This is a genomic window from Ruminococcus sp. BSD2780120874_150323_B10, from assembly GCF_015553695.1.
Lineage (GTDB): Bacteria > Bacillota > Clostridia > Oscillospirales > Acutalibacteraceae > Ruminococcoides > Ruminococcoides intestinale_A.
Window position 1 is genome coordinate 107,363 of sequence record NZ_JADNHD010000008.1, and the last position, 11,948, is coordinate 119,310.

An 11,948-nucleotide genomic window follows, 5' to 3' on the forward strand; every position below is an offset into this window, starting at 1 on the left:
AAATAATCGGAGGTGCTGTATGAAAATTTTAGTTGTTTTTACAGGCGGAACTATAGGCAGCTGCTACAATGACGGTGTAATTTCTCCCGATTCAAGCACCCGTTACAAGTTAATCGAAATGTACAAACAAAACGGAGGTTATGCTGAATTCGATGCGATCTCTCCTTACACGGTACTTAGCGAAAACTTAAACGGCGAGTATTTTAATTTACTTTATAATTCCGTCAAAGAAAATATAAATGATTATGACGGCATCATTGTTACCCATGGTACAGATACACTGCAATACACTTCCGCTGTGCTTTCTTATATGTTCGGCTTGTGTAATACTCCTATTGTGCTTGTGTCTGCAAATTATCCGCTCGAGAGCGAAAAATCAAACGGACTCGAGAATTTTTCCGCTGCCGTGGATTTCATTAAATCAGGCGATAATAAAGGCGTATTTGTCGCATACAAAAATAACGGCGAGCATGCAAACATTCACCGTGCCTCTCGCCTGCAAAAACACCTTGCTTATTCGGATAAAATCGAAAGCGTTAATAATATTTACTACGGTGAAATCATTAACGGCAATTTTATTAAAAATATCAATTATACAGAAAAGCAAGATGAAATAAAATTTGAGAATATGCCTGTTTTCAAATCAACTTCCCCTGTACTTAAAATTACACCGTATGTGGGAATGGCTTATCCGCAGCTTAATAAGAATATTAAAGCCGTATTGATGGAAAGCTATCATTCGGGAACTGTAAATACCGCAAGCAAAGATTTGGAGAAATTCTGCAATACAGCCAAACAATTTAACATTCCTGTATTTTTAACAGGCAGTGAGACAGGATTTTTTTACGAAAGCAAAGAACTTTATTCAAAATTAGGCATTCAGGTACTCACTACTGTCACTCCGATTTCTGCTTATATTAAGCTATGGATATTATGCGAAAACAATGCAAAAGACATTTATAAAGCCTTTTCAAAATCCATCGGCGGAGATATATTATAAATCTATAAACATAAAACTACAGCACCGACAAAGTGATGTGACCTCTAAACCGTTAGATTCTTAGTCTGACTTTTTGGGGACACATCAAAAAAAGCGGTGCTGTTTTGATGTGCGTTATGCCAAAAGGGCCGACACAATTTCTCGTGTCGACCCTCTCGGTTTATGTGAATTAAAAAGGATAGGTAATTTTAATAGGATTACTCAATATCCTGCATTGCATCATAACCTGTTTCACCGGTTCTTACTTTTACAACATCTTCAACATCATAAATGAAGATCTTGCCGTCACCGATATGACCTGTATAGAGTGCCTTTACAGCGGCATCTACAACAGCCTTTACAGGAACTTTGCAAACTACGATTTCTACCTTCATCTTAGGAAGAAGATTACTTTCAATAGCAACACCACGGTAATACTCTGCCTTACCCTTTTGAGCGCCGCAACCGAGTACCTGTGATACTGTCATACCTGTAATACCGAGTTTATCCATTTCTTCCTTGAGTGCCTCAAGTTTTGACTGCTTAAGGAGAATATCAATCTTAGTAATCTTTGTACCGTCGGTAGCCATATCATACTTGCCTGCAAGCTGAACAGGAACTGCCTTAGTTACAGGAACATTGCCCTCAACATCAAATGTTTCGTCAAGTGAAGCTGTACCAACGCCGATTGGCATAAAGTCTGCATATGCGCTTACAAGACCGTGCTCGCAAATATCAAGGCCCTTCATTTCTTCTTCCTTAGTTACACGAAGACCGATTGTCTTTTTGATGATTGTAAATACGATAATCATACAAACGATTGTCCAAGATGCTACGCAAAGGATACCGAGAGCCTGCTTACCGAGCTGTGCAAAACCGCCGCCGTAGAAAAGACCTGTGATACCGTCCTGACCGTTGCCTGTTGCAAAAAGACCTACTGCAAGGCCGCCCCACATACCGTTTACGCCATGTACTGAGAATGCACCAACCGGGTCATCTATCTTGAGTTTAATATCAACAAATTCTACTGCAACTACTACGAGTATACCTGAAACAATACCGATGATTGCAGAACCGATAGCATCAACATCTGCACAACCTGCTGTTACTGCAACAAGACCTGCAAGTGAAGCGTTAAGACACATTGAAACATCAGGCTTACCGTTCTTAATCCAAGTAAAGAGCATACATGTTACTGTAGCAACAGCCGGAGCGATTGTTGTTGTAAGAAGGATCTGACCGAGTCTTGAACCGTCTTCTGCAGCAGCACCGTTAAAGCCGTACCAAGCAAACCAAAGAATGAATACACCTAAAGCACCGAGTGTGATGCTGTGACCCGGGATAGCGTTTACCTTACCGTTTTTACCATACTTACCAATACGAGGTCCGAGAATGATTGCGCCTACAAGAGCAGAGATACCGCCAACCATATGAATTACGATTGAACCTGCAAAGTCAATACAACCGAGCTGTGCAAGCCAACCCTGGCCGTTCCATACCCAACCTGCCTCGATAGGATAAACAACCAATGAAATTACTGCACTGTAAACACAGTATGCAGAGAACTTTGTACGCTCTGCCATAGAACCGGAAACAATTGTTGCGGCTGTAGCACAGAATACAAGCTGGAATACAAATGAGTTCCAATCAAAGCTTGCCCAATCTGTAAACATTGTAAGATTAGGAACGCCGATGAAACCTGCAATATAGTTTTCCGACATCATAAGTCCAAAACCAAGCAAACTGAATACTACTGTACCGATACAGAAGTCCATCAGGTTTTTCATAATGATATTACCGGCGTTTTTCGCTCTTGTAAAACCGGTTTCTACCATCGCAAAACCACATTGCATAAAGAATACGAGCAAGGCGCCTATCATATACCATACGCCTGTACTGCCAAAAATCATATCTGCCATATAGATCTCCCCTTTTTTAAAATAACAAAAATGGCGTGTACCAAACAGTTTTTGTCTGTTTGTTACACGCCATTGTGTCACCAAATTAAAAATTTAAAAATCAGTCAATCGATCATACACCGTAAAGCATTTCGCCGTATGAAGGATATGGCCAGTAATCAGCGGCTGTTTCTGTTTCCATAGCGTCGCCGATTGCACGAAGTTCAGTCATTACCGAGAATACGCTCTCTCTGTAATACTTAGCATAAGCAAGAACATCGCCCTCATATTCGCTTGCGCCGATAACAGCGTTCTCAAGCTCTGCTGTCTTTTTGCTGAAGCAAACAAGTTTGTTTGAAAGACTTGTAATGAGGTCTTCCTCAACTGATGTTGGGATTGCGTCTGAAAGAGCTTTCTTAGCAAGCGCTGTATCTGTAAGCTCTCTTACATATGAAGTAACGGCAGGAATCATATCTTTTTTAGCCATATCAATCATTGTAAGTGCTTCGATATTGATAATCTTAGCATAGTTTTCAAGCTCAATCTCATATCTTGCATGAATTTCATCTACAGAATAAATCTTGTTCTTTGTAAAGAGGTCAATATTCTTCTGATCAATGTAATGCTCAACTGCATCAGGAAGTGATTTAAGGTTAAGAAGACCTCTCTTCTCTGCCTCTTCAACCCATTCAGGTGCATAGTTGTTGCCGTTGAAGATAATTGCCTGATGCTCTGTAAATGTCTTTTTAATAAGAGCCTTAACCGCTGCGTCAAGATCGGATGCGTCTTTCAACTCATCATAGAACTCTGAAAGTTCCTCGGCAACCATTGTGTTAAGCATTATGTTAGGACAAGCAATGTTGAGAGCCGAACCGAGTGCTCTGAACTCAAACTTGTTACCTGTGAAAGCAAACGGTGATGTTCTGTTACGGTCTGATGTGTCTTTCTTGAAGTCAGGAAGAACATCAACACCTGTTGACATCTTAACCTTGCCCTTGCTTATATACTCTGTACCATTGATGATTGATTCAACCAATGCGCCGAGGTCATCACCGAGATACATTGAAATGATTGCAGGCGGTGCTTCGTTAGCGCCAAGACGATGGTCGTTACCTGCCGATGCAACAGAGATTCTTAAAAGATCCTGATACTCGTGTACAGCCTTTACGATAGCTGCAAGGAAGAGCTGGAACTGAATATTGTTTTCAGGTGTTTTACCCGGATCAAGGAGATTTTCACCTGTATTAGTAGAAATTGACCAGTTGTTGTGTTTACCTGAACCGTTTACACCTGCAAAAGGCTTTTCGTGAAGGAGGCAAACAAGACCGTGCTTTTCAGCAATCTTCTTCATAACCTCCATTGTAAGTTCGTTGTGGTCGGTTGCGATATTTGTAGTTGTAAAAATAGGAGCAAGCTCGTGCTGAGAAGGAGCAACCTCGTTGTGCTTTGTCTTAGCAAGAATACCGAGTTTCCAAAGCTCATTATCAAGGTCAGCCATGAAAGCTGCAACTCTTGTCTTGATTGCGCCGAAGTAATGGTCGTCAAGTTCCTGTCCTTTAGGAGCTTTTGCACCAAAGAGTGTTCTGCCTGTGTAGATAAGGTCTTTTCTCTGGTCATAAACATCTTTATCTATAAGGAAGTATTCCTGCTCAGGACCTACTGTTGTTGTAACTCTCGTAACATCTGTTTTGCCGAGAAGATTAAGAACTTTGCAAGCCTCTGTGCTGATTCTCTCCATTGAACGAAGAAGAGGTGTTTTCTTATCGAGGACCTCACCTGTGTATGAACAGAATGCTGTAGGAATGTAAAGTGTACCGTCCTTAGCAAAAGCATATGAAGTCGGGTCCCAAGTTGTATAACCTCTTGCCTCAAAAGTAGCACGAATACCGCCGCTTGGGAAAGAAGATGCATCAGGCTCGCCCTTTACAAGCTCTTTACCTGAAAACTCCATGATAACCTGACCGTCACCGTTCGGTGTGATAAAGCTGTCATGCTTTTCTGCTGTGATACCTGTCATTGGCTGGAACCAGTGTGTATAGTGTGTGCAGCCCTTTTCGATAGCCCAATCTTTCATTGCGCTTGCAACTACATTAGCTACGCTCTCGTCGAGAGGCTCACCATTCTGGATTGTTTTCTTAAGTGCCTTGTAAGTAGCCTTAGGAAGACGCTCAAGCATCATTTGATCGTTAAATACCATACTGCCAAATAATTCAGGAACTTTTGCCATTTTAATCTCTCCTATCCGTTTTTAATGAAATCATTTTTTTAGAAAACAAAAAGGCACTGCGAACCTTTCGGCTCACAGCGCCCTTGCTGTTTGTCATTGACTGTAGTATAAACCCTTTTGCGTTATTTGTCAATAGCTTTTTAAAAAATTTTTTAGAAAATATTTCAGCTTTTGCAAGTTTAAGTAATTTTCCTGCACTTATTCTACTTTTAAACATTAGTTTATTGACTTTTTGTCGGGTTTCTTGAAAAATATGAAAGTTTGTTATAAAAAAGTTGCATTTTTCTATTGACAACTATAGTAACAGGCTATATAATAAAGTTATTGCAAATGTGCTGTTTTGCGACAGAATATTTCAAAGCATACATTTTACATATAATTAATATGTTTTAGCAAAAATATAAAATGTATTTAACAGCTCAATCCATTTATCGTACTCCATTTACTATACTATATTATATAGTATGCTGTGTAGAACAAATGTTGAAGAATTGAGCGGGAAAGGGTGAATTAAATTGGAACAAATCTCAAACAGACAAGACTTTAAGGGACTTTACTCTCCTCAGTTTGAGCACGACAACTGCGGTATAGGTGCGGTTGTAAACATTAACGGTATCAAAACTCACGATACGGTTGCAAATGCTCTTACTATAGTAGAAACCCTTGAGCACAGAGCAGGTAAAGACGCCGAAGGCAAAACAGGTGACGGCGTAGGTATTTTGCTCCAGATTTCACACAAGTTTTTCAAAAAAGTAGCCCAGAGAGATCTCGGAATCAAGCTTCTTGCGGAGAGAGATTATGCTGTAGGTATGTTCTTCTTCCCTCAAAACGAGCTTGCAAGAAATCAGGCTAAAAAAATGTTTGAAATTATTGCGGAAAAAGAGGGACTTGAGATTCTCGGTTGGAGAAATGTTCCGTCTAACCCTGATGTGCTTGGCAAAAGAGCAGTTGAATGTATGCCTCACATTATGCAGTGCTTTATCAAGCGTCCGAAAGGTGTTAAGAAAGGCTTGCCTTTTGACCGTAAACTTTATGTTGCAAGACGAGTATTTGAGCAGAGCAACGAAGATACATATGTAGTTTCTCTCTCAAGCAGAACTATTGTATATAAAGGTATGTTCCTTGTAGGCGAGTTAAGAAGATTCTTTACCGACCTGCAAGACCCCGATTATGAGTCAGCCATTGCTATGGTTCACTCAAGATTTTCTACCAACACAAACCCAAGCTGGCAGAGAGCTCATCCAAACAGAATGATTGTTCACAACGGTGAAATCAATACAATCAGGGGCAACGCAGACAAAATGCTTGCCCGTGAAGAAACAATGAAGTCGGAGCACCTCAAAGGCGACCTCGACAAGGTTATTCCTGTTGTAAACACCGAGGGTTCAGACTCGGCTATGCTCGACAACACACTTGAATTTTTAGTAATGAGCGGTATGGAGCTTCCTCTTGCCGTTATGATTACAATTCCTGAGCCTTGGGACAGAAACCACACAATTTCTCAGAAAAAGAAAGATTTTTACCAGTATTACGCAACAATGATGGAGCCGTGGGACGGACCTGCATCAATTCTTTTCTCTGACGGTGATATTATGGGTGCGGTACTTGACAGAAACGGTCTTCGTCCGTCAAGATACTACATTACAGACGATAACAACCTTATTCTTTCATCAGAAGTCGGTGCACTTCCTATTGACCCCGCAAAGATTGTCACTAAGGAAAGACTTCGTCCCGGTAAAATGCTCCTTGTAGATACTGTACAGGGCAAACTTATCGACGATGACGAGCTTAAGGAATATTATGCATCAAAACAGCCGTACGGCGAATGGCTTGACAGCAACCTTGTTCGTCTTAAAGACCTCAAGATTCCTAATGTAAAGGTTGAGGAACATTCTTATGAAGAAAGACAGCGCCTCCAGAAAGCGTTTGGCTATACATATGAAGAGGTTATGACATCTATCCTCCCTATGGCTAAAAATGCAAGCGAGCCGATTTCGGCAATGGGTACAGACAGTCCTCTTGCCGTACTTTCAAAAGAGCCGCAACCGCTTTTCAACTACTTTAAGCAGCTTTTCGCACAGGTTACAAACCCACCTATTGATGCAATTCGTGAGGAAGTTGTAACATCAACAACAATTTATATCGGCGAGGACGGCAACATTCTTGAAGAAAAGCCGGAAAACTGTAAGGTAATTAAGATTCATAATCCAATTCTTACTTCTACGGATATTCTTAAAATCAAAAATATGCATATCAACGGCTTTAAGGTTGCCACCGTTCCGATCCTTTACTATAAAAACACAAGCCTTAAAAAGGCTATCAACAGACTTTTCATTGAAACAGACAAGGCTTTCAGCGAGGGTGCAAACATCATCATCCTCTCGGACCGTGGCGTTGACGAAAACCACCTTGCTATTCCGTCATTGCTTGCGGTTTCGGCAGTTCACCAGCACCTAGTTGTTACAAAGAAAAGAACATCATGCGCTATCATTCTTGAAAGCGGCGAGCCACGAGAGGTACATCATTTTGCTACACTTCTTGGCTACGGTGCAAGTGCTATTAACCCATACCTTGCGCAGGAAACTATCCACGAGCTTATCGCAGATGACCTTCTCGACAAGGATTACTATGCGGCTGTTAATGACTACAATGACGCTATTCTTCATGGCATAGTTAAGATTGCATCTAAAATGGGTATTTCAACAATCCAGTCATACCATGGCTCACAAATTTTCGAGGCAATCGGTATCGGCAAAGATGTTATTGACAATTACTTTACAGGCACAGTCAGCAGAATAGGCGGTATCACATTAAAGGATATTGAAAAGAATGTTGACAGACTTCACACATCTGCTTTTGACCCACTCGGACTCAGCACAAATCCTGAGCTTGAATCAAGAGGCAGTCATAAGTTCAGAAGCGGTAAGGAAGAACACCTCTACAACCCACAGACAATTTATATGCTCCAGCAGTCAACAAGAACAGGCGACTATGAGCTTTATAAGAAATATTCGCATATGATTTCAGAGGAAATGGACCCTGTTAATATCAGAGGACTTTTCGATTTTAACTATGCCGAAACTCCTGTTCCGATTGACGAGGTTGAAAGCGTTGATTCAATTGTTCGCAGATTTAAAACAGGCGCTATGTCATACGGTTCAATTTCACAGGAAGCACACGAGGCTCTTGCTGTTGCAATGAACAGACTTCATGGCAAGTCAAACTCGGGCGAGGGCGGTGAAAGCCTTGAAAGACTTCTCACAAAGGGCACAGCCGACAACCGTTGCTCCGCTATCAAGCAGGTAGCGTCGGGCAGATTCGGTGTAACTTCAAAATATCTTACATCAGCCGATGAAATTCAGATTAAAATGGCACAGGGTGCTAAGCCGGGCGAGGGCGGACATCTTCCGGGCAAAAAGGTATATCCTTGGATTGCAAAGACAAGACACTCCACACCGGGTGTATCTCTTATCTCCCCTCCTCCTCACCACGATATTTATTCAATTGAAGACCTTGCACAGCTTATTTATGACCTTAAAAATGCTAACACAGACGCAAGAATTTCCGTAAAACTTGTTTCTGAATGTGGTGTAGGTACAGTTGCAGCAGGTGTTGCAAAGGCAGGCGCAGGCGTTATCCTTATTTCAGGCTATGACGGCGGTACAGGTGCTGCTCCGAGAAGCTCAATCTATAATGCAGGTCTTCCATGGGAACTCGGTCTTGCCGAAGCTCATCAGACACTTATTATGAATGACCTGAGAAACAAGGTTGTTATAGAAACAGACGGTAAGCTTATGAACGGCAGAGATGTTGCGATTGCCGCAATTCTCGGTGCTGAAGAATACGGTTTTGCCACTGCCCCACTCGTAACACTCGGCTGTGCTATGATGAGAGTATGTAACCTTGATACTTGCCCGTTTGGTGTTGCTACCCAGAACCCTGAACTCAGAAAGAGATTTATGGGTAAGCCTGAATATGTAATGAACTTTATGCGTTTTGTTGCGCAGGAGTTAAGAGAGTATATGTCAAAGCTCGGTGTTAAAACTATTGACGAGCTTGTCGGCAGAATTGACCTTATCAAGAGAAAAGACAATATTGAGGGACAGGCTACCGAGGTTGACCTTTCAAATATTCTCAACACTGACTTTGTTTCAAATAAGATTGAATATAAAAAGAAAAATCTTTATGACTTTAAGCTTGATTCTACACTTGACGAAAAGGTACTCTTAAAGGAATTTAAGTCTAACCTTGCAAACGGTAAGAGCAAGACAATTACTGTTGATGTTAAGAATACAGACCGTTCATTCGGTACAATTCTCGGTTCTGAAATCACAAAAGCGTTTGACGATAAGCTTGAAGACGATACATTTAAAATTATATGTAACGGTTCTGGCGGACAGAGTTTTGGTGCTTTCATTCCAAAGGGACTTACACTTGAGCTTGTCGGCGACAGCAACGACTACTTTGGTAAAGGTTTGTCAGGCGGTAAACTTATTGTATATCCTCCAAAGGGTTCAACCTTTAAGGCTGAAAATAATATCATCATCGGTAATGTTGCTTTCTACGGCGCAACAAGCGGTAAGGCATTTATCAACGGTGTTGCAGGTGAGCGTTTCTGCGTAAGAAACTCAGGTGCTGTTGCTGTTGTTGAGGGTGTGGGCGACCATGGCTGCGAATATATGACAGGCGGCAGAGTTGTAGTTATCGGTAAAACAGGCAAAAACTTTGCGGCAGGTATGTCGGGCGGTGTAGCGTATGTGCTTGACGAGGACAGAGATCTTTATACAAAGCTTAACAAAGAAATGGTACTCTTCTCCGAAGTTAAAGAAAAGTACGATATTATAGAGCTTAAATCCCTCATTGAGGAACACACAGCCGCAACAGGCTCAACTAAGGGTAAAGAAATTCTTGATAACTTTGACGAGTATCTTCCAAAGTTCAAGAAAATCGTTCCTCACGATTACAAAGAAATGATGTCTGCGATTGCTTCTATGGAAGAAAAAGGTCTTAGCAGTGAACAGGCTCAAATTGAAGCATTCTATCAGATTATCAACAATAAGTAAGGAGGGCACACAATAATGGGAAAGCCAACAGGTTTTATGGATTATAATCGTGAAGATGCCGAGGCATTTTCAGTTAAAGAAAGAATACAAAATTACAATGAATTTCACACTCCTTTAAGCAAAAAGGATCAGGAAAAGCAGGGTGCAAGATGTATGGAGTGCGGTGTTCCGTTCTGTCAGGCAGGTATGCAGATTGGCAATGCATTCTCCGGCTGTCCTCTTAACAATCTTATCCCTGAATGGAATGACCTTATTTTCAAAGGTTGTTGGGAACAGGCATATAACAGACTAAAAATTACAAATAACTTCCCGGAGTTTACCTCCCGTGTCTGCCCTGCCCTTTGCGAAAAGGCTTGCACTTGCGGAGCTAACGGTGATGCTGTTACCGTAAGAGCAAACGAGTACGGCATTATCGAAAATGCTTACGAACAGGGACTTGCAGAGGCAAATCCTCCAAAGGTAAGAACAGGTAAAAAAATTGCAATCATCGGCTCAGGTCCTTCGGGACTTGCCGCCGCTGACCAGCTCAATCAGAGAGGTCACTCTGTTACTGTATTCGAGCGTTCCGACCGTGTAGGCGGTTTGCTTATGTACGGTATTCCGAATATGAAACTTGAAAAAGAAGTTATCGACCGTAAAATTTCTATTATGAAAGAAGAGGGCGTTGAATTTAAAACAGGCGTCAATGTAGGCAAAGATGTAAAAGCTAAAAAATTGCTTGACGATTACGACAGAGTTATACTCTGCTGCGGCGCATCCAACCCAAGAGATATTAAGGTTAAAGGCAGAGAAGCTAAAGGCATTTACTTTGCTGTTGATTTTCTTAAATCAACTACTAAAGCATTGCTTGACAACGGCTTAAAGGACGGCACTTATATTTCCGCTAAAGGTAAAAATGTTATGGTTATCGGCGGTGGCGATACAGGTAATGACTGCGTAGGTACAAGTATTCGTCACGGCGCTAAATCAGTTCTCCAGCTTGAGATGATGCCAAAATTACCCGACAAGCGTACTGCCGACAATCCATGGCCGCAGTGGCCGAGAGTTTGTAAAACAGACTACGGTCAGGAAGAGGCTATTGAGGTATTCGGTCATGACCCAAGAGTTTATCAGACAACGGTAAAAGAATTTATCTCCGATGACAAGGGCAACCTTAAGGGTGCTGTTCTTGTTAAGTTAAAGCCTGAAAAGGACGAAAAGACAGGCAGACTTATGATGAAAGAAGTCGAGGGTTCGGAATACACTGTTGATGTTGAGCTTGTACTCATTGCGGCAGGTTTCTTAGGTTCAGAAAGTTATGTTACAAAAGCATTTGGCGTTGAAGTAAACGCAAGAACAAATGTGGCAACCGCAGAAGGCTCTCACGCAACAAATGTTAAAAATGTATTTACAGCCGGAGATATGCACAGAGGACAGTCACTTGTAGTATGGGCAATTCGTGAAGGCAGAGATGTTGCTAAAGAGGTTGATTTAAGCCTTATAGGTTACACAAATCTTTAATTTTAATAATAATTAAATCTTCCATTATCTTAAAAAATGCACAACGGTTTTTAATCGTTGTGCATTTGCTTTTTATGATTATACGAGTGAAACATTGATTATCTTTAGTTTTTAGCAAACTACTTTGCTAAGTGATTATAAAGGTTCTTTATCAAAAGTTGGGGTAAATTGTGGTTTAGCGGAGTGCTTTATCAAGCAATTATGAAAGTTTGGTCGACCTTTTCAAAGGTCGTGGGTGTGGGCAAAGCCCACAAATACTTTCCGTTTACGCAATCTGACGA

Annotated in this window: 5 protein-coding genes; 3 read left to right on the forward strand and 2 right to left on the reverse strand. The window is 41.3% G+C overall.

The window, feature by feature from the left end; all coding sequences use genetic code 11:
* The first annotated feature begins 19 nt into the window (after positions 1 to 19).
* The gene (locus I2E21_RS06970) at positions 20 to 1,000 is read left to right on the forward strand and encodes an asparaginase domain-containing protein (RefSeq protein WP_195410830.1); all 981 of its coding nucleotides are present in this window, start codon (positions 20 to 22) and stop codon (positions 998 to 1,000) included.
* 197 nt (positions 1,001 to 1,197) lie between these two features.
* Here I2E21_RS06970 and I2E21_RS06975 read toward each other — a convergent pair whose 3' ends face one another.
* Together I2E21_RS06975 and I2E21_RS06980 are read right to left on the reverse strand one after the other, a co-directional pair.
* A complete protein-coding gene (locus I2E21_RS06975; RefSeq protein ID WP_186935069.1) occupies positions 1,198 to 2,898 on the reverse strand; it encodes an ammonium transporter in 1,701 nt (566 codons plus the stop codon).
* Positions 2,899 to 3,010: 112 nt separating this feature from the next.
* Positions 3,011 to 5,104, reverse strand: a complete 2,094-nt coding sequence (locus I2E21_RS06980; RefSeq protein ID WP_022233938.1) for a glutamine synthetase III — start codon at positions 5,102 to 5,104, stop codon at positions 3,011 to 3,013.
* A gap of 515 nt (positions 5,105 to 5,619) precedes the next feature.
* On the opposite strand from I2E21_RS06980, the gene gltB reads away from it, so the two are divergent.
* Together gltB and I2E21_RS06990 are read left to right on the forward strand one after the other, a co-directional pair.
* Entirely contained in the window at positions 5,620 to 10,167 is a 4,548-nt protein-coding gene (gene gltB, locus I2E21_RS06985; protein ID WP_195410831.1) for a glutamate synthase large subunit, read from the forward strand.
* A gap of 15 nt (positions 10,168 to 10,182) precedes the next feature.
* Positions 10,183 to 11,667 carry a glutamate synthase subunit beta gene (locus I2E21_RS06990; RefSeq protein ID WP_195410832.1) on the forward strand — a complete coding sequence of 495 codons (1,485 nt, stop codon included), beginning with the start codon at positions 10,183 to 10,185 and terminating at the stop codon, positions 11,665 to 11,667.
* The last annotated feature ends 281 nt before the right edge of the window (positions 11,668 to 11,948 follow it).